At 59.3% G+C, this 19,151-nt stretch carries 18 protein-coding genes; 7 read left to right on the top strand and 11 right to left on the bottom strand.

Annotation, left to right across the window (positions count from 1 at the left end; translation table 11 throughout):
- Positions 1-72: 72 nt before the first annotated feature.
- From ruvB to ruvC, 3 genes are read right to left on the bottom strand one after another with little or no spacing between them, the layout of a single operon-like run.
- Entirely contained in the window at positions 73-1,122 is a 1,050-nt protein-coding gene (ruvB, locus tag TL5118_RS11995) for a Holliday junction branch migration DNA helicase RuvB (RefSeq protein ID WP_058242166.1), read from the bottom strand.
- A 9-nt stretch (positions 1,123-1,131) separates the two neighbouring features.
- The gene (ruvA, locus tag TL5118_RS11990; RefSeq protein ID WP_058242167.1) at positions 1,132-1,830 is read right to left on the bottom strand and encodes a Holliday junction branch migration protein RuvA; all 699 of its coding nucleotides are present in this window, start codon (positions 1,828-1,830) and stop codon (positions 1,132-1,134) included.
- Positions 1,827-2,345 carry a crossover junction endodeoxyribonuclease RuvC gene (gene ruvC / locus TL5118_RS11985; RefSeq protein ID WP_058242168.1) on the bottom strand — a complete coding sequence of 173 codons (519 nt, stop codon included), beginning with the start codon at positions 2,343-2,345 and terminating at the stop codon, positions 1,827-1,829. Before ruvC ends, ruvA begins: the two co-directional genes overlap by 4 nt.
- 317 nt (positions 2,346-2,662) lie before the next feature.
- Between ruvC and TL5118_RS11980 the strand changes: the two genes are divergently transcribed.
- Positions 2,663-2,890, top strand: coding sequence for a DUF1127 domain-containing protein (locus TL5118_RS11980; RefSeq protein WP_058242169.1), 228 nt, complete (start codon positions 2,663-2,665; stop codon positions 2,888-2,890).
- 87 nt (positions 2,891-2,977) lie between these two features.
- Here the strand turns inward: TL5118_RS11980 and TL5118_RS11975 are convergent, their stop codons facing one another.
- The 4 genes from TL5118_RS11975 to TL5118_RS11960 all read right to left on the bottom strand — a co-directional run bounded on the left by TL5118_RS11975 (position 2,978) and on the right by TL5118_RS11960 (position 7,089).
- Entirely contained in the window at positions 2,978-3,322 is a 345-nt protein-coding gene (locus TL5118_RS11975; RefSeq protein ID WP_058242170.1) for a hypothetical protein, read from the bottom strand.
- 115 nt (positions 3,323-3,437) lie between these two features.
- Entirely contained in the window at positions 3,438-4,304 is an 867-nt protein-coding gene (locus TL5118_RS11970) for a 50S ribosomal protein L11 methyltransferase (protein ID WP_058242171.1), read from the bottom strand.
- 72 nt (positions 4,305-4,376) lie between these two features.
- Positions 4,377-5,783, bottom strand: a complete 1,407-nt coding sequence (locus tag TL5118_RS11965; protein ID WP_058242172.1) for an MATE family efflux transporter — start codon at positions 5,781-5,783, stop codon at positions 4,377-4,379.
- A gap of 70 nt (positions 5,784-5,853) precedes the next feature.
- The gene (locus tag TL5118_RS11960; RefSeq protein ID WP_058242173.1) at positions 5,854-7,089 is read right to left on the bottom strand and encodes an MFS transporter; all 1,236 of its coding nucleotides are present in this window, start codon (positions 7,087-7,089) and stop codon (positions 5,854-5,856) included.
- A gap of 238 nt (positions 7,090-7,327) precedes the next feature.
- Here TL5118_RS11960 and TL5118_RS11955 point away from each other — a divergent pair, with 238 nt between their 5' ends.
- Positions 7,328-8,392 (top strand): YeeE/YedE family protein, encoded by a 1,065-nt coding sequence (locus TL5118_RS11955; protein ID WP_058242174.1) that lies wholly within the window; start codon positions 7,328-7,330, stop codon positions 8,390-8,392.
- 43 nt (positions 8,393-8,435) lie between these two features.
- Here TL5118_RS11955 and TL5118_RS11950 read toward each other — a convergent pair whose 3' ends face one another.
- Positions 8,436-10,649, bottom strand: a complete 2,214-nt coding sequence (locus TL5118_RS11950) for a primosomal protein N' (protein ID WP_058242175.1) — start codon at positions 10,647-10,649, stop codon at positions 8,436-8,438.
- Between the two features lie 125 nt (positions 10,650-10,774).
- Between TL5118_RS11950 and fsa the strand changes: the two genes are divergently transcribed.
- The 4 genes from fsa (at position 10,775) to TL5118_RS11930 (ending at position 14,094) form a co-directional block, all read left to right on the top strand.
- Positions 10,775-11,428 carry a fructose-6-phosphate aldolase gene (gene fsa, locus TL5118_RS11945; protein ID WP_058242176.1) on the top strand — a complete coding sequence of 218 codons (654 nt, stop codon included), beginning with the start codon at positions 10,775-10,777 and terminating at the stop codon, positions 11,426-11,428.
- A 323-nt stretch (positions 11,429-11,751) separates the two neighbouring features.
- Positions 11,752-12,456 (top strand): DUF484 family protein, encoded by a 705-nt coding sequence (locus TL5118_RS11940; protein WP_058242177.1) that lies wholly within the window; start codon positions 11,752-11,754, stop codon positions 12,454-12,456.
- On the top strand, positions 12,453-13,388 hold the full coding sequence (locus TL5118_RS11935; RefSeq protein WP_058242178.1) for a tyrosine recombinase XerC: 936 nt from the start codon (positions 12,453-12,455) through the stop codon (positions 13,386-13,388). The genes TL5118_RS11940 and TL5118_RS11935 overlap by 4 nt, the downstream gene beginning before the upstream one ends.
- Positions 13,389-13,395: 7 nt before the next feature.
- On the top strand, positions 13,396-14,094 hold the full coding sequence (locus TL5118_RS11930) for a CDP-alcohol phosphatidyltransferase family protein (protein WP_370701675.1): 699 nt from the start codon (positions 13,396-13,398) through the stop codon (positions 14,092-14,094).
- 252 nt (positions 14,095-14,346) lie between these two features.
- Here the strand turns inward: TL5118_RS11930 and TL5118_RS11925 are convergent, their stop codons facing one another.
- From TL5118_RS11925 to TL5118_RS21390, 3 genes are all read right to left on the bottom strand, one after another.
- On the bottom strand, positions 14,347-14,799 hold the full coding sequence (locus TL5118_RS11925) for a methylated-DNA--[protein]-cysteine S-methyltransferase (RefSeq protein ID WP_058242179.1): 453 nt from the start codon (positions 14,797-14,799) through the stop codon (positions 14,347-14,349).
- 72 nt (positions 14,800-14,871) lie between these two features.
- Complete coding sequence (ileS, locus tag TL5118_RS11920; RefSeq protein ID WP_058242180.1) at positions 14,872-17,778, bottom strand: isoleucine--tRNA ligase; 2,907 nt, start codon at positions 17,776-17,778, stop codon at positions 14,872-14,874.
- 469 nt (positions 17,779-18,247) lie between these two features.
- Positions 18,248-18,424: a hypothetical protein gene (locus tag TL5118_RS21390; RefSeq protein ID WP_165590045.1), complete on the bottom strand. Its 177-nt coding sequence runs from the start codon at positions 18,422-18,424 to the stop codon at positions 18,248-18,250.
- Positions 18,425-18,741: 317 nt separating this feature from the next.
- Here TL5118_RS21390 and TL5118_RS11915 point away from each other — a divergent pair, with 317 nt between their 5' ends.
- Positions 18,742-19,149, top strand: coding sequence for a group III truncated hemoglobin (locus TL5118_RS11915; RefSeq protein WP_058242181.1), 408 nt, complete (start codon positions 18,742-18,744; stop codon positions 19,147-19,149).
- Positions 19,150-19,151 lie beyond the last annotated feature (2 nt).

Raw genomic sequence — 19,151 nt, 5'->3', positions numbered from 1 at the left:
CCAAAGGGCCAGCACCGCGCCCTTTCAATGTTCTGCAAATACTCATCTGCACCAGCGCGGCACGCGCCTAGGCTATTTTCCATCGCCCCCAAACAACGTGCCCTGCCCCGCGCCGGGCTCCGCACGTTGTGGCGCCTGCAGCCCCATATGCCGCCAGGCCTTGGCGGCCAGCATCCGGCCCCGTGGCGTGCGTTGGATCAGCCCCTGTTGCAAAAGGAACGGCTCAATCACCTCTTCCAGCGCATCGCGGCTTTCGCTCAGCGCGGCGGCGATGGTTTCAATCCCCACCGGGCCACCACCGTAGTTTTCGGCAATCAGACTCAGATACCGGCGGTCGGCGCCATCAAGGCCCAGATCATCCACCCCCAGACGGGTCAATGCGTGATCGGCCAACGCCTGAGTGACCTTGCCGTCGCCTTCAACCACCGCAAAGTCCACCACCCGGCGCAGCAGACGCCCGGCGATACGCGGCGTGCCACGGGACCGTTTGGCAATCTCCCGCGCGCCATCTGGCGTGGCCGGCGCGCCCAGCAGCTTGGCGTTGCGGGTCACGATCTCATTCAGTTCATCCACAGTGTAGAACTGCAGCCGGGTCGGAATGCCAAACCGATCGCGCAGCGGCGTCGTCAGCAGGCCCAGACGGGTGGTGGCACCAACCAATGTGAAAGGCTGCAATTCGATCCGCACCGTACGCGCGGCAGGCCCCTCACCGATGACCAGATCCAGCTCATAATCTTCCATCGCGGGGTAGAGCACCTCTTCCACCGCCGGATTAAGGCGATGGATCTCATCGATGAACAACACGTCGCGCGCTTCAAGGTTCGTGAGGATCGCCGCCAGATCACCGGCTTTCGCCAGCACCGGCCCCGAGGTCATGCGGAAGTTGACCCCCAGCTCCCGCGCCATGATCTGAGCCAGCGTGGTCTTGCCCAGACCGGGTGGGCCATGAAACAGCGTGTGGTCCATCGCCTCACCCCGTTGGCGGGCGGATTGGATGAAAACACGCAGGTTGGCCCGCGCTTCGGCCTGACCGATGAAATCCCCCAGTTCCTGCGGGCGCAGGGCGCGGTCATTGTCTTCGGGCAGCGGGTCGGGCCGCAGGTTCGGATCGGCGTCAATCATGGCGATACCTTAGCCTTTAGGCGCCAAGAGGCTCAACGCCTTACGGATCAACTCACCCGTGTCGGCCTCGGGTGTGTCTTGTGCGGCCTGTGCAACAGCGCTTGCGGCCTCTGCCGGGGCGTAGCCAAGGTTTGACAGGGCCGACAGCGCATCAGATTGCGCCGCTGCCGATTGCTGCGCCGCCGTGGGTTCCGCCTGTTTGCGCGGTTTGCGTGCGGCGGGTTTCGGCGCCTCTTCGATCACCTCCAAGGGCTCGGCCACCTCAGTTCCCATCGCCGCCGAAAGGGTACCCCCCATGGCCATCACACCGGGCGCTTTGTCTTTCAACTCATGCACAACACGCTGCGCGGTCTTGGGACCAACCCCTTTGGCCGATTTGATCGCCGGAATGTCGCCCAGGGTGATCGCCCGGCTGACCCCTTCGGCCCCCAGGGCAGACAGGATCGCCAGCGAGGCCTTGGCACCGATCCCTTGAACCGAGGTCAGCAACCGGTGCCATTCTTTTTCCAGCAGCGTCGGAAAGCCAAACAGCTGCATCAGGTCTTCGCGCACCAGCATATCGGTATAAAGCGCCACCGCCTCACCCGCTTGTGGCAGGGTCGCCATGGTGCGATCGGAACAGTAAACGATATAGCCGACGCCGCGCACATCGATCAGCACATGATCTTCGCCGTGATAATCCAGAATACCGGACAGTTTCCCAATCATGCGCGCACCTCTTTAATTCGCATCCCCGCGCCGGTCCCAAAACCGGGACCGCGGGCGTAATGGGCGTGACATATGGCGATGGCCAAGGCATCCGCCGCATCCGGCCCGTTGATCGCCACACCGGGCAATTGCATTTTCACCATGTGGTCGACCTGCTGTTTGGCCGCGTGGCCCACACCGACCACCGTCTTCTTAACCTTGTTGGGGGCGTATTCGCCGACGCTGACCCCAAACTGTGCCGGCACCAGCAGTGCAACACCGCGCGCCTGCCCCAGCTTCAAGGTGCCGACGGCATCTTTGTTGACGAAGGTTTGTTCAATGGCAGCCGTATCAGGCTGGAAACTGGCGAAGACATCGCTCAGCTGTTCGTGCAGAGACAGCAGCCGTTTGGCCAGATCTTCTGACGAATCAGACTGGCACACCCCGTTGGCAATGTGGCTCATGCGGCTGCCTTCAGCCTCAATCACCCCCCAGCCAAGGTTGCGCAAGCCGGGATCGATCCCCAAAACCCGCATCACTGCCCCCTTTTTTGAACATTTTTTTCTTCAATTAGCACAAAGGGGGAACAAACGCCAAGTGGAAAGCAAAAAGATCAAAAACGACACCACTGTCTCATTCCCGCCAAACCTGTTCCGTTTTCGTCGTCAAATTGTCCAAAAACGACACCTTTAGACCTGCCCGAAACCCCTTATTTACTTGACCGAACGCCATGCCAGCCCGTTATGCACAAACTGCATAAGAGATATGCAATCCAGCCCAGTTGTGCGGATAAAAAAGGCGCTCTAGATGCCGTCTCAGTTAATGTAACGAAACACACACCAAGGTTCCTGATATGGCTGTCTACGAGAACACCCGCACCCAGTATCAGGCTGGCGCACTGGCCAGCCTTATCGCCCGTACCGCATTTGTTGTGGTCGATACCCTGTCGCACCTGCGCGAAATCGCCACCGGCTGGAACGACGCCCGCGTGACCCGCAAGGCGCTGTCGCGTCTGAGCGATCGTGAACTGGACGACATCGGCCTGACCCGCGCCGACATCGAAATGGTTGCCAAGGTTTAAGACGCCTGCCCATTTTGCTCCCAAACAAAATGGCCCTGTCTGAGCGTTCTGACAGGGCCATTTTTGTGAGAGATCTCTGGAGAGAGATTATTTGAGATAGGGGCGCATCTGGATCGCCAGATACTCAGACACGGGGTCGGGCTGCATCAAATAGCCACCTGCAACTTCGACCAGACCGCCTTCATGCAGTTTGGCCACACGATCCTGGTAGTTGCCAAAGCCCATGCTGGCCATCAGCAAGGCCTTGAACCCCAGAAATCCGCAGATCAGAAACACCAACCCCCGCCAGGGGAATGAGGCGCGGCGGCGTTTCGGGCGCACCACGATTAACCCATCGCGGTCCACAACCGTCACGTAGCCGTTTTTCAGACGCGCTCTGTTCTTGTCGATGCGTCGTAGCCTATCGTCAAACTCGTTAAAGGCGTCAGACATAACAACCTCCGATGGTCGAGCCCCCACTCATTACCTGAGGTAAGGGATACCTTCGAAATGTGGCGGAAATGGGGCAAGAGCCCCAGATTCGCTGCAATTGCGTCTCAAATTGCCTTTATTTCTTGAGTGTGAGGGTGGTCCATTCACCAATCTCTTCGCGGTAGGCCAGATTGATGCCGTTCTGTGCATAAACCGCGATGACCTCATCTGCCTGCTCATTCAGGATGCCAGACAGAATCGCATAGCCCCCCTCCTGCAGGTTTGATGCCATATCAGGGGCCAGATCGATCAGCGGACCTTTGAGGATATTGGCAAAGACCAGATCGAAAGGCGCAGCCGCCTCCAGCTCGGGGGCGCCAAAGCCTGCCGCCACCACACATTTGACCCGACCGTCCAGATCGTTGACCTTGACGTTGGCCGCAGCCACCTCAACCGCGACCGGGTCAATATCCCCCGCCAGGGCCGGGTTCGGCCAGATCCGGGCCGCCCCCATGGCCAGAACAGCGGTGCCGCAGCCAATGTCGGCAACGTTCAGCCCTGTGAAACCTTCGCTGTCCAACCGGTCCAGCGCCCGCAGGCAGCCCTGTGTGGTGCCGTGGTGGCCTGTGCCAAAGGCCATCGCCGCCTCAATCAGCAGCGGTTCACAGTTTTCCGGCACCTGATCCGCATCATGGCTGCCATAAACAAAGAAACGACCAGCCTCGACCGGGGCCAGTTCCCGTTTGACCTTGGCCACCCAATCGGTTTCGGGCAGTTCTGAGATGGCAAATGGCTTGGCATCAAAGGCCGCCGCCAGCACCGCCAGCCCTGCCTCATCCGGGGCCTCAACGAAATAGGCGCCCACTTCCCACAGGCCTGAATCGTCTTCGATCTCAAAGACGCCCACACCGGTGGGTTCCGGGTTCAGACGCTCCATCGCTTCGCCCAGCGCCTCGGCTGGTGCTTTTCCGGGCAGGGTCGTCAGGGCGGTGTAAGTGGGCATAGCGGCCTCCGAGGCAGGAACATCACGGGTTTCAAGTCTTGCAGCAGCGCCTACGCGCCACCTCGTCCGGGGTCAAGCCTTGGCTGCGCGCTGCGGCTCAATCCCGCGCCCCGATTTGACATAGCGCCAGGCCACCCAGCCGGCCGCGATGCCAACAATGGTGTTGCCCACCGCCTGCGCCCAGACCACCCCCGTCGCACCAAAGGCCGCGCCCATGCCAAAGGCCAGCGGTGCCATCAGGATGCCATCGCGGGTCCAGTTGGCCAGCGTTGACCAGACAGGTTTGCCAAGGTTGTTGAAGGTCGCATTGGCCACAAACAGCGCGCCGGTGAACACGAAGGTGCCTGCCGCGTAGTAGCAGAAGACCTTGACGATCTCCGCCCCTTCGGGGCTGAGGCCAAAGGCGGTCACGATCAGATTGGCGCAGAGCGCCATCAAGACCCAGGTCAGCCCCGTATACATCACACAGAACTTGATCGAATCCACATAGGCCTCACGCACGCGGTCCCCCAGACCGGCACCGGCGTTCTGCCCGATGATCGCCCCAATGGCCCCGGACAGCGCATAAATGCCGCCAAAGCCCAGAATAGTCAGACGCGACACAACGCCGAAACCGGCCACGGCACTGTCACCATGTTCTGCAATGGCACGCACCAGCAGCCAGTTGCCAAATGGTGTAGCCAGCTGCGTGGCCACCGCAGGCAGCGCAATCGCCAGATAGGGTTTCAGAAAATCGCTAAAGTCACGCCGATGCGGCCGGGCCAGCATGTTATGGGTGGCGATCACCCAGTAGATGCCAACAATGGCCATCGCCAGACGCGAGGCGACGATCACCATCGCGGCGCCCTCAATCCCAAGGCCCCAATAGATGATGAACAAGGGGTCCAGAACCACGGCGACCGCACCACCGATAACGGTCACCATCATCGCCCGCCAGGCGTCCCCCACCGCCCGCACAATCGCTGAGGCACACATGCCCGCCGCCATGATCGGCAGGCTAGGCAGCGAAATCATCAAGAAGCTCTTGGCCACATCTAGCGTTTCGCCGCTGGCACCGGTCAGCCCCAGCAACGGATCCAGGAACACATAGGTCAGCGCCGAAATCGCTGTTTGGATCCCAACGCTATAGATCAGAATGACCGTGGAAATGCGCCGCGCCCTTTGCCCCTTGCCCATGCCCAGCGCCCGGCTGACCAACGCAACCCCGGCGATCATCATCCCGATGGCCACCGAGAGCACAAAAAACTGAATGGTTGCGGCGAAGCCAATGGCCGAAATCAACATCTCAACCTTCAGCTGGCTGACCCAGAACAGGGCCAGAAAATCGACCAGAAACATGAAGCTGAGGCCAAAGGCACTGGTCAGCGTCATCACCACCACATGGCGCATGGTCGACCCTGTGGTGAATTTTGCCTGGGGCGCCGCGGCTTTACCCGCCGGCTTTTCAGATGCAGGCTTGGCTGTGTTGGCTTCGGCCATGGGGTCACTCCGTCGGGTCAAGGCAGCACCAAATGGCTTAGGTGCCGTGAAGTACTATAAGGACGGCGCGTCATTCGGCCGGTGCAGCGCGGGCAAAACGGGCAAACACGGTCTCATTGCCTGGCTCTGGGTGGCGCGGAATCAAGCAGGCCAGGGCCAGCGATGTGCCCGCCATACCCGCAGCCAGCAGGAACACCGCGCCGGGTGAAATCAGCCACAGATAGCCCAGAAGCGCCGGCAAGAAGACCGCAGCGATATGGTTGATCGTGAAAGCCACCGCCGCCGTGGGCGCGATATCGCCGGGATCCGCGATTTTCTGGAAATAGGTCTTCAGCGCCAGCGCCAGGGCAAAGAACAGGTGGTCCAACACATAAAGGATCGATGCCAGCACCACGCCCCAGCCAAACCAGTAGATGCCGCCATAGGCCAGGAACACTGTGACAAGGCCGACGTATTCAAAGATCAACGCCCAGCGTTCGCCATAGCGTGCCACCACTTTGCCAAAAACCGGCGCCAGCAGCATATTGGCCATCAGGTTCACCAGATAGAGCCCGGTCACCTCATGCACGTCGAAGCCAAAGCGCTCGACCATCATGAAGCCCGCAAAAACCACAAAAATCTGCCGCCGTGCACCAGCCATGAACTGCAGCGCATAGTAAAGCCAGTAGCGTTTGCGCAGAATGAACTTCTTAACTTGCGGATTGGGGCTTTCAAACTGCGGGTAAGCCACAAAACAGAACAGCGCGATCAATGCCGTCAGACCACCTGACAGCAGATACACCACGTTATAGGTTAGGTCGAAGCGCTCCCAGCTGAGCACGATCAGCACATAGGCGATCAGCGTTGCAGCCGACCCCGCCGCCATGATCCACCCCAGCATCTGCGGCGCGCGATCTTTCGGCAACCACTGCAGCTGCAACGACTGGTTCACCGTTTCATAGTAGTGAAACCCGATGGAGCTGAGCATAGTGATGGTCAGGATCCCCCCCATCGAGGGGAACCACGCCGTGATCGCCGTCGCCACCCCAAGCAGCGCCAGTGACACGATCCCAAGCACCTGCTCCCGCATGAACATGATGATGGCGATCACCCCGATGGCCAGAAAGCCAGGGATCTCCCGTACGGTGTGCAGCCAACCAATGTCAGAGCCATCAAATGCCGCCATTTCGATGACGAAGTTGTTCAAGAGCGCAGACCAGGTGGAAAAGGCAATGGGCATTGCCGCGGCCATCAGGAAAAGCAGAGTAATCGGACGGCGCCAGACCGGAAGCTGCTGCGCCTCTTCAAGGGGATAAATCGTTTTCATGCCTCGGCATTACGCCGAATTGACACAAAAGGCGAGCGCTGAGCCCCCACACAGATGCACAGTCGCCCCGTCAAAAAAGCGCATCTGCGCGATTGGCGCAGCTGAACTGGCAGCGTTTGTCGGAGGATGCGTCGCCCCGCCCCCTTTCGGCCAGATCTGTCCTGCGCATGATCCAAATCAAATACATTCTAATATTTGATTTTATATTCTCGCACTCGAATGACAAAGAGGGATTGAGATGACACTCCTCAACATTGTGGACAGCATCGGCGAAGCACCCACCGCAGCGCTGCTTGGCCTGATCACCGGGCTGTGCTTCGGCGTTGCGGCGCAACGGTCCAGGTTTTGTCTACGCGCCGCCACGGTCTCCTTTGCTAGGGGGCGCTGGGATGACCGCGTTGCTGTCTGGTTGCTGACCTTCTCCACCGCAGTAGTTTGGGTCCAGGCGGCCGAGATGCTGGGGCTGATGCGGGCCGCAGATGCCCGGATGATGGCAGTACCCGGCAGTTGGTCTGGCGCCATCATCGGCGGATTGCTGTTTGGCGCCGGCATGGTACTGGCCCGGGGGTGTTCCGGGCGATTGCTGGTTCTGGCGGCCACCGGCAATCTCAGATCGCTGGTGTCCGGGCTGATCTTTGCCGTTGTTGCGCAGATGACCCTCGCAGGTCTGCTCTCCGCGCCACGTGAGGTTCTAGCCGGGCTTTGGATCACCCCGGGCGGTCGGAACACAGACCTTTTGACCGCCCTCAACCTGCCGGCCATTTCGGGCCTGTATCTGGGCCTTGCGCTGGCAGGTTTTGCCCTTGTTCTGGCCCATCGCAACCGTATAGGCGTTGCCCGTTTGATCTTTGCCTCAGGCGTTGGCTTTGCGGTCGCCCTTGGATGGGTTTTGACCTTTGGACTATCGCAAATCGCCTTTGACCCGATACAGGTCGAAAGCGCTACGTTCACGGGCCCTTCCGCGCATAGCTTGATGTTTGTCCTGGACCGCACCGCCGTGCTGGAATTTGACATCGGGCTGGTTCCGGGTGTTTTCATCGGCGCCTTTCTCGCCGCTTGGATCACCAAGGAGCTGAAGTTCCAAGGCTATGAGGGCGCGGCAAATATGCGCCGCGCAATTTTCGGCGCCGCCCTGATGGGGTTTGGCGGCATGCTGGCAGGTGGCTGCGCCATTGGCGCAGGGGTCACGGGTGGGTCCATCTTTGTGGCGACGGCCTGGTGCGCGCTATTTGCAATGTGGATCGGCGCAATGGCAACGGATTGGCTGATTGATCAGCCCGCCAGTCGCGCCGCCACCGCTTGATCCATGGCAGAATGACGCAAAACCACCAACAAAACGTTAAGGGCTACAAAAAACTTTGCGGGTCGATATCAACGGAAATCCGCAACTGGTTTCCCGGCCGAAACTGCTGCAGCCATTTTGCCAGCGCATTTTGCAATGGTGCGCCTTTCTCAGCCTTGACCAGCAGCCGCACACGATGCCGCCCGCGGATCCGGGCGATCGGCGCTGGTGCGGGGCCAAAGACCTGCGCACCGATTTGCCGCAACGGCGCGTTCCTTCGCGCCATTTCCGATCCCATATCAAAGGGTTGTTGCGGATCGGGGGCGCTGATGACGATGCCCGCCATGCGTCCGTAGGGCGGCACCCCTGCCAACCGGCGTGCATCTGCTTCGGCCCGCCAAAACCCCTCCTCATCACCGGCAAGGATTGCGCGGATCACCGGATGCTCAGGCTGATAGCTTTGCATAAACGCAACACCCTTGCGCTCAGAACGCCCAGCCCGACCCGCCACCTGACGCATCAGCTGAAAAGTCCGCTCCGCCGCCCTGAGGTCGGAGCCCTGCAGCCCAAGATCCGCGTCAATCACCCCCACAAGGGTGAGCAGCGGGAAGTTGTGCCCCTTGGCAACAAGCTGGGTGCCAATGATGATGTCGGCACCACCCTCAGCGATTTCTGCGATCTGAGCCTTCAGCGCGCGGGCTGATCCAAACATATCCGAACTCAGCGTCACCACCCGGGCATCGGGAAACAGCGCTGTCGCCTCCTCGGCCAAGCGTTCTACCCCCGGACCAACCGGGGCCAGCCGGTCCTCAGCCGCGCAGTTTGGACATTCCGTTGGCACCGGTTTTGTTTCACCACATTGATGGCACATAAGCCGTTTGAGGAACCGGTGTTCCACCATCCGCGCATCGCAAACATCACAGGCAATCTGATGGCCGCAAGCCCGGCAAATCGTCACCGGCGCATAGCCGCGGCGGTTGATAAACAGCAGTGACTGTTCGCCTTTTTCAACCCGCGCCAAAACCTCATGTTTCAGCTTATCCGAGATCCAGCGATTTGACGGCAGCTTCTCCTGCCGCATGTCGATGGCGCGCATATCCGGCATGACCGACGGCCCATAGCGGCTGACCAGATCGATTTTTTCGTATTTCCCGGCCTCAGCGTTCACCCAGGTTTCCAGCGATGGTGTTGCAGACGCCAAAACAACCTGCGCGCCGCACAGATGGGCCCGCAAAACGGCCATATCACGCGCGTTATACAGCACCCCTTCCTCTTGCTTGTAAGAGGTATCATGTTCTTCATCGACAACGATCAAGCCCAGGTTCTGATAGGGCAAAAACAGCGCCGATCGGGCACCGATCACCATCTGTGCGCCGCCTTGCCCAACCATTTTCCAGATCCGGCGCCTCTCCGTCATGGTAACGCCCGAATGCCACTCAGCGGGTTTAGCGCCAAACCGTTCCTCAACGCGGGTCAAAAACTCCGCCGTCAGCGCAATTTCCGGCAGCAGAACCAAGGCCTGTCGCCCCTGCGCCAGACATTCGGCCACCGCCTCCAGATAAACCTCGGTCTTGCCCGAACCGGTGACGCCGCGCAGAAGCGTAGTGCCATAGGTCTGCGCCGCCACACCCGCGCGCAATTTCGCGGCCGCCTCCCCCTGTGCCTCGGTCAGTGTTTTGCCGGCATGGTCTGGATCGAGACGGGCAAACGGCAGGTCACGCGGACGGTCCTCCTCCAATACCACGTTTTGTTTTACCAAACCCTTAACAACACTCGAAGAGACCCCGGCCATCTCAGCCAGTTCTTTCAGCGTGAAGGCCAGACCGCCATAGTCCCGCAGCGTGTCCAACACGCGGGTGCGCGCCGCCGTGCTGCGGTCAGGCTCGCCCTGCCCCAGACGGTAGATTTTCTGCATTGACGGGGGATCACTCAACCCCGGCGCGCGGGTCGCCAGCCGCAACATCGCCGTCAACGGCGTCAGCGTATAATCAGCCGAGCGTTGCAGAAATTGCTTCAGCTCATCCCGCATCGGCGCCACATCCAGAACGCGCAAGATGCTGCGGATCTTGCTGGCATCATAGCCCCCTTGCCCAGCGCCCCAGACCACGCCAAGCACCTTGCGGGGGCCCAGCGGCACCTCAACAAAAGCGCCCCGCCAGCACCCGCCCTCGGGCGCTTTGTAATCCAGAATGCGATCAAGGGGTTGCGTGGTCAGCACACCGACCAATGTGCCGGGGTCAAAAAACTCTTGCTGATCCGGCTGAACCTGCCCCGTCATTGCCTTTCGCCCCCGCTCTTTCGGCCTCTATCCCAAATTCGCCACCCAAGGGCTAGCCCCCTTGCCCGTCATGCGGTAAAGGCAGGGACGAAATCTGACACGTCGCGCCACAAAAGGGAACGCCGATGAAATTCTTCGTTGATACTGCCGAAATCGATGCCATTGCCGAGCTGAACGATCTGGGCATGGTGGATGGTGTAACCACCAACCCCTCGCTGATCAAGAAATCCGGTCGCGACATTCTGGAAGTCACCAAAGAGATCTGTGATCTGGTTGACGGCCCGGTTTCGGCCGAAGTCACCGCCACCGACGCGGATGAAATGATCGCCGAGGGCCGTAAGCTGGTCAAAATCGCCGACAATATCGCCGTCAAAGTGCCGCTGACCTGGGACGGATTGAAAGCCTGCAAAACCCTCACCAGCGAAGGTCACATGGTGAACGTCACCTTGTGTTTCTCGGCCAATCAGGCGCTGCTAGCAGCCAAAGCCGGCGCCACCTTCATCAGCCCCTTCATCGGCCGTCTTGACGACATCGCCCTTGATGGCATGGACCTGATCGAAGACATCCGCACCATCTATGACAACTTCGGCTTTGAAACCGAAGTTCTGGCTGCATCGATCCGTTCCGCCAACCACGTGCAGGACTGCGCCCGTGTGGGTGCCGATGTCATCACCGCCCCGCCTGCGGTGATCAAAGCGCTGGCCAACCACCCGCTGACGGACAAAGGCCTAGCTGCATTCCTGGCTGACATCAAAGCCGCGAACATCAAGATTCTCTGATCTTCGCCCAAAAAGCTGAACAAACGTTTAACGCCCCCAAAGTTTGGGGGCGTTTTTCATTTCTGCTGAGGCGGCCCCTATATGGCATAGGCTTTGCAGCATTCCCCTCGCCAATCAGCCCACACCAGGCCCTGTGCATAACCCTGTGGAATTTTTTTATCCACAGACGTACAAATCTCTTAGTATCTGTCACAATTGGGTTTTCTTGATCCACCCACAGTGGACAGGCATGAAACTGCCAAAAACCGCATCCCAACGGTGAAAAACATGAGGAAATCACCGAAAACCTCTGGTAAGTTTGGCAAAACAATAATGGCAGGCCGATGAGCACAGCAAAAATTGACGATACCCTGCGCGAGAAGATCATCTCGGAGCCTGACGTCATTCTGGACGATCAGGACCTTATGCATGCGCTGATTTCGGCCAATGAACGCGCCATGGGCGGCAATATTGTCGACCTGCGTGGCATCGCGATGGAACGGCTTGAGCATCGTCTTGATCGCCTGGAAGACACCCATCGTTCGGTGATCGCAGCCGCCTATGAAAATCTGGCTGGAACCAATCAGGTTCACCGCGCCATTTTGCGGATGCTGGACCCGACCGAATTTGAACGGTTTCTAAAAGATTTGAACGGCCCTGTGGCTGACATCCTACGCGTGGATTGCGTGAAACTGGTGTTGGAAACCGTTCAGGAAGAAAACGAACCAGCGGTGCGTCGTCTTGGTTCAGTTCTGTCGGTGGCCGAGCCTGGCTTTGTAGATCAGTTCCTGTCTGCAGGGCGCAGCGCCCCGACCCGGCAGGTGACACTGCGCCAAATGCAGGAAGGGCGACGCGAAGTCTATGGAGACAAAGCGCCGTTCATCCGATCGGAGGCCTGCCTGCGTCTGGATTTCGGCGCTGGCCGCCTGCCCGGCCTGTTGGTCATGGGCGCTGAGGATCCGCACCAGTTTTCCCCCCAGCAAGGCACGGATCTGCTGGCGTTTTTCGCCGGGGTGTTTGAACGCTCCATGCGGCGCTGGCTGTCGTGACGCTGATCACCCCAGCCGCACGCGATGCCCTGCAAAAGTGGCTGGATCACCAGCGCGCCCTGAAAGGCGCATCAGACAACACCATCGAAGCCTACAGCCGCGACGTTGCCGTTTTCCTGAGTTTCATGACCGCGCACCATGGCGAGCCTCAAGGCCTTGGTGCAATTGCCAAAATAACCGTTTCCGACATGCGCGCCTGGATGGCCGCCACCCGCCGTCAGGACGTCGGTGCCCGCAGCATGGCGCGCAAGTTGTCGGCGGTGAAATCATTCTACCGCTGGCTTGCGGAACGTGAGGGGTTTGAACCCACCGCCGTGCTGGCGACACGATCGCCGAAGTTCAGCGCAAAACTGCCGCGCCCGGTTGAGGCAGAGGCCGCCAAAGATCTTATCTCAACCGTTGCCGAAAATGCCCCCGAAGATTGGGTCGGCGCCCGCGACAGCGCAGTAATCACGCTGCTTTATGGTTGCGGTTTGCGGATTTCCGAGGCCCTCAGCCTGACGCGCGCCGCCGTCCCCTTGGGCGAAGTCCTCCGGATCGAAGGCAAAGGCGGCAAAGAACGGATGGTGCCTGTGCTGCCCGTCGCGCGGCAGGCGGTGGCCCATTATGTAGCGTTGATGCCGTTTGAACTGGGCCCAAGTGACATACTGTTTCGCGGTGTGCGCGGCCGCCCGTTAAGCCCGCGCGTGGTGCAGAAATCCATGGCACAAGCGCGGTTGCAGCTGGGTCTGCCGGCAACCGCCACCCCGCATGCCCTGCGCCACAGTTTTGCAACACACCTCCTTAACGCTGGCGGCGATCTGCGGGCGATCCAGGAATTGCTGGGCCATGCCTCGCTGTCGACCACCCAAGCCTATACTGCGGTGGACTTGGGGCGGCTTTTGGACGTATACGACAAGACGCACCCCAAGGCCGTTGCGCCAGAAAAATAGGGCCAAAATGTCTATTTCCAATGAATTCAAGGCGCTAAGCGTCCACCTCCTGACAGCGACAGGTGCTGTCTTTGCCATGCTGTCGATGCTTGCCGCGGTTGAAGCGAAATGGGATCTGATGTTCCTGTGGCTGGTCGTCGCCTTTGCCGTGGACGGGATCGATGGCCCCCTGGCGCGCCGCTATCACGTCAAACATTATGCCGCGCAGTTTGATGGTGTCCTGCTGGATCTGATCATCGACTATCTGACCTACGTCTTTATTCCCGCCTTTGCCCTGTTCAAATCGGGGTTGCTGCCGGGGTGGACGGGCTGGTTTGCCATCATCATAATCACCTTCTCCAGCGCTATGTATTTCGCCGATACACGCATGAAAACCAAAGACAATTCCTTCTCTGGTTTTCCCGGCTGCTGGAATATGGCGATCATCGTATTCTTTGCGCTGCAGCCGAATTTCTGGATCATCGTGGCGCTTGTCGCCGCGCTGTCCGTTGCGATGTTCCTGCCGCTGCGGTTCATCCATCCGGTGCGCACGGAGCGCTGGCGCCTGATCTCCCTGCCCATGGCACTGGCTTGGACCTTTTTTGCCGGTTGGGCCGCCTGGGTCGAGTTTCACCCGGAAAGCTGGGCCCATTGGGGCCTGGTTGTGACCTCCCTCTACCTCCTACTTGTTGGCATTGTACAGCAGATCATCCCTGAAGGTCGTTGATATCGATTATCCACAGAAATCTTGTCTGCGTGCAAGTTTCGGGACGATTTCTGTGGGTATCCTTCCGTTTTGGAGTCCTGAGTCCATCGCGGGCACAGCGTGGCGGCGATTAGACTAAGGGTTGAGGCACCCTATCAATACGTACCAAATGTTGGGCTTCACCCGCGGTCAGATTGCTAAAAGATAATTTTGCGGGCGATTGAATATGTGATTTCATCCGCCCCGGAGTCTTAAAGACAAACATCGTCAGATTTACAGCAAAAGCCCCGCAGCTCCTTCGTGCTTCAGCAAAGTGACTTTGGTTTCCACCCCGCCGTCGCCGGAAAAGCCGCCCAACCCGGTGGCGGACAGCACGCGGTGACAGGGGATGATGATCGGGATCGGATTGCCACCACAGGCCTGCCCAACAGGTTGCGGTGGTACGTTCAGATCCGCCGCAATTTCCCCATAGGTGCGCGTTTCGCCAAAGGGGATCGCCGACATGGCCGCACATACTGCCCTTTGGAAATCGCTGCCCTCCACCTGAAGCGGCAGGTCAAAAACCTCCAGCTCGCCCGCGAAATAGGCGCTGAGCTGTTCCCCCGCCTGACGCAACAGCGCAGTGTCATCATCTCCCGCGCCACCCCAGTAAAGACGTGTGATCGCACCGTCCTTTTCCACGACGCTGATACGACCCACGGGGCTGTCAAAACTACGCTCTGGCATCTTTTACCCACGGTTGCTTGCAAAAAGGCCGGGCTGTTAACCCGGCCTTTACACTATCATCTTATGGTCGGCTTATCCCAGCGCGTCGTTACAGCGTTTGCAGGTCGCTGCATGCGCGTGCTGCCCCACATCAGGGAGGATTTTCCAACACCGCTGACACTTCTCACCGTCGGCCTTTTCAAAGACAACACCAACACCTTCAACCTCCGGCAGGCGGAAGGCTTCGGCAGGCATTGGATCACCGGTCAGCTGGATCGCTGAGGTGATGCAGATGTCATCAAAGCTCACGGATTTAAGGGCGTCCAACATCTCTGCCTCGCGCACATGCACCACGGGTGCAGCCTCAAGCGATGCACCGATCACCTTGTCGGTCCGTTGTACCTCCAGCGCGGCGGTGACAACCCGGCGGGCCTGACGCACCTGCGACCATTTTGCCGCCAGCGGTTCGTTCAGCCACGCCGCAGGGGTTTCCGGGATATCGGTCAGGTGGATCGAGCTTTCTTCGCCCGGATACCGCTCCAGCCAGACCTCTTCCATGGTGAAGACCAGGACCGGCGCCAGCCAGCTGGTCAGACGGTGGAAGAGAATATCCAGAACCGTACGTGCCGCTTTGGCCCGGTCGGTATTGCCATCGCAGTACAGAACATCCTTGCGAATGTCGAAATAGAAGGAGGACAGATCCACGGTGGCAAAGTTGAACACCGCTTGCCAGACACCGTTGAAATCAAAGCTCTGGTAACCCGTGCGCACCTGCTGATCCAATTCTGCCAGACGGTGCAGCACCCATTGCTCCAGCTCAGGCATATCGGCAGGCGCAACCCGGTCCGCTTCATCAAAATCGCTGAGCGAGCCAAGCATGAAGCGCATGGTGTTGCGCAGCCGGCGGTAGCTGTCCGCGGTGCCTTTCAGGATCTCCGGGCCAATCCGCTGATCCGCCATATAGTCGGTCTGTGCCACCCAAAGACGCAGGATATCAGCGCCATACTGCTTCACAACGGTCTCGGGCACGATGGTATTGCCAAGCGATTTGGACATTTTGTTGCCCTTCTCGTCCAGCGTGAAACCATGGGTCACCACGTTGCGGTAAGGCGCACGGCCTTTGGTGCCACAGGCCTGCAGCAGCGACGAATGGAACCATCCACGGTGCTGGTCGGTGCCTTCCATGTAGACATCCGCGATACCGTCTTCGGTCCCGTCTTCACGGTCGCGCAACACGAAGGAGTGGGTGGAGCCGGAATCGAACCACACATCCAGCACGTCAAACACCTGATCATAATCATCAGGGTTGGCCGCATCACCGATAAAGCGCTCTTTGGCGCCCTCTGCATACCAGGCATCCGCGCCGTCTTTTTCAAAGGCTTCCGAAATCCGTGCGTTCACCGCGGCGTCGCGCAGCAGGAAGTCCGGATCGGTGGGCAGCGTATCTTTCTTAGTGAAACAGGTCAGCGGCACACCCCAAGCACGCTGGCGCGACAGCACCCAATCCGGGCGGCTTTCGATCATGGAGTAGAGACGGTTACGGCCGGTTTGCGGCCACCATTTCACCAGCTGGTCGATCGAGTTGAGCGCCCGTTCCCGGATGGTTTTGCCCATTTCGTCCTGACCATCGCCCACTTCGCGATCCACAGAGGCAAACCACTGCGGCGTGTTGCGGAAGATGATCGGCGCCTTGGACCGCCAGGAATGCGGATAGCTGTGGGTCACACGGCCACGGGCGATGATGCCACCGGCCTCAACCAGCTTGGCGATCACGGCGTTGTTGGCTTTGCCCTCTTTGCCTTTGTGATCCAGGATCCGCAGACCGGCGAAGAACGGCACATGCGACAGGAACTCGGATTCTTCGCCCACGTTATGGGTCATCCGGTCCAGCCAGTTGCGCTTCACAAAGCACTCATAGTCATCGGCACCATGGCTGGGCGCGGTGTGCACAAACCCTGTACCGGCATCGTCAGTGACGTGATCGCCATCGATCATCGGCACGTCGTAGTCCCAGAACCCCTCGGCGCCATCAACGCCATGCAGCGGATGCTTCAGGATGACACCGTCAAATTCGCTGGTCGCAACGTCGCGCAGCTTGGTGAACTCAGTAACCCGCGACTTTTCCAAAGCATCCGCAGCCAGCGCATCGGCAAAGACATAAAGATCGCCGGGGTTGGTCCAGCTTTCTTCCTGCGTCGCATCCACACGGTAGAGCCCGTAAGCCACCTTTTCATTATAGGCCACAGCCTTGTTTGACGGGATGGTCCAGGGAGTGGTGGTCCAGATCACCACGCGCGCCTCAGCCAGATCACCCTCACCCGCCGCCAGCGAGAAGGGCACCCAGATGGTGTGCGATTTGTGGTCGTGATACTCGATCTCCGCCTCGGCCAGCGCGGTTTTTTCCACCGGCGACCACATCACAGGCTTGGAGCCCTGATACAGCGTGCCGTTCATCAGGAATTTCATGAATTCCTCAGCGATCACCGCCTCGGCGTGGAAGTTCATCGTCAGGTAGGGATCATCCCAATTGCCGGTGATGCCCAGACGTTTGAACTCTTCGCGCTGGATGCCCACCCAATTGTCGGCAAAGGCCCGGCATTCCTGGCGGAAGTCGACCACGTCGACCTCATCCTTGTTTTTGCCTTTCTTGCGGTACTGCTCTTCGATCTTCCACTCAATCGGCAGACCGTGGCAGTCCCAACCGGGCACATAGCGTGCGTCAAAACCCATCATCTGATGGCTGCGCACGATCATGTCTTTGATGGTTTTGTTCAGCGCGTGGCCGATGTGCAAATGACCGTTCGCATAGGGCGGGCCGTCATGCAGGGTAAAGGGCTTGCGGGAGCCATCTTCGGCCTTCTGACGCAGCTTGCCGTAAACGTCGATCTTGTTCCAACGCTCCAGCCAGCCGGGTTCACGTTTCGGCAGACCGGCCCGCATGGGGAAATCGGTCTTGGGCAGGTTCAGCGTTTCTTTGTATTCAGGGGTGTCGGCGCACATTTCGGGCGTCCTTCATCTCGGGTCTTGATTAAGGGAAGAGAGGCGGCGCGGTATCCCATACGCCTTGTCCCGGCGGCTCGTATCGATCAGAGCGCCGGGCTGATAATTCGAATAATGATCGCACGCATCAGCATGTCCCCGCTTATAGGGCGCATGGTTCAGAGGGTAAAGCACTCATCAAGGGCGGGGCTTTGCCGCATGACACGAATGACACAATGAAAAAGGGACCGCCCGGAGGCGATCCCTTTTTTCGCGTGTGCTGGCGTGTTGGGTCTGGCGCGCTGCATCTGGTGGGCTGGGTTTGGCGAGTGGGATCTGGCTGGCTGGATCTGGCGGCGTGGCGGGCGAGCGATAAGCTGGCGGGCTGCGGAGCGGGATCTTGCGAACTGGACCTTACGGGCTGAACCTTGCGAACTGGATGGGGCGAGCTGGGCCTGACGGGCGGGCCACGGGTCTTTTTAGAAAGGGCTTATGCCTTGGCGTCGAAGCGACCACACCAGTCGGTCGATTTCACAACCGGCCATTTCGCGTCTAGCTCAGCCTCAGTCAGGAAGCTGGGGGCATTGAAACGGCACAGACCGGCATTGTCTGCGGATTTCGAAACTTTGTCGAAGAAGGTGCATGTGGTGCAAGCTTTGGCGGACATAATATCTCTCCTAGTCATATCTGGCTGGCGAGATCTGGCGGCGTGGCTTGCGGTTGGCTGGCTGCGTAGCGTGATCTGGCAGGCTGGAAGGTGGGCACCTTGCGGTGATCACCAATCTGTCTGTGAGAGTATAGATAGGATGTGTCACCCCGGGGGTCAATGGGATTTTTTGTTTAATTTCAAATACTTGACAGGTTTTATCGGGAATTGAAATCCGATAATTTCTTTCAGACTCCCGGGATATGGGCGGATACGCCCCCTTGCTGCGCGCGCCGTGGCGGCATATCTCTGAAAACAAAGGAAAAGGACCAAACCCAATGGCCAGCCTGCCACCGCGCTTTGATATTTCACGCCAGGAGATTGAGACGGTCGTCGCCGCCTTTTATGCGCTGATCCGCCAGCATCCGGGTCTGGGGCCGGTCTTTGCCGCGCATATTTCTGACTGGCCGCCGCACGAATCCAAGGTCGCGGATTTCTGGGCCAATGCGATTCTTCATGAGCGCAGCTATGATCGCAATCCGCTGTTGGTGCACCGCGAGGCCGGCAATGTGCACCCCGGTATGTTTGAGACCTGGCTTGCGTTGTTTGACCGGGTGCTGGAGGCAGAGCTGCGGCCAGATCAGGCGGCGGCCTGGTCCGCCCTGGCGCATAAGATCGGCCGGTCGCTGCGCGCCGGTGTGGTCGAAAAGGTCAAGAACAGCGACGGCATCCCGATGCTGCGCTGAAG

Origin of the sequence: Thalassovita autumnalis (genome assembly GCF_001458255.1) — a bacterium.
In the GTDB taxonomy this organism is placed as follows: domain Bacteria; phylum Pseudomonadota; class Alphaproteobacteria; order Rhodobacterales; family Rhodobacteraceae; genus Thalassobius; species Thalassobius autumnalis.
The sequence above is the reverse complement of the archived record's forward strand: the minus strand, read 5'-3'. Positions and strand labels throughout refer to the sequence as shown.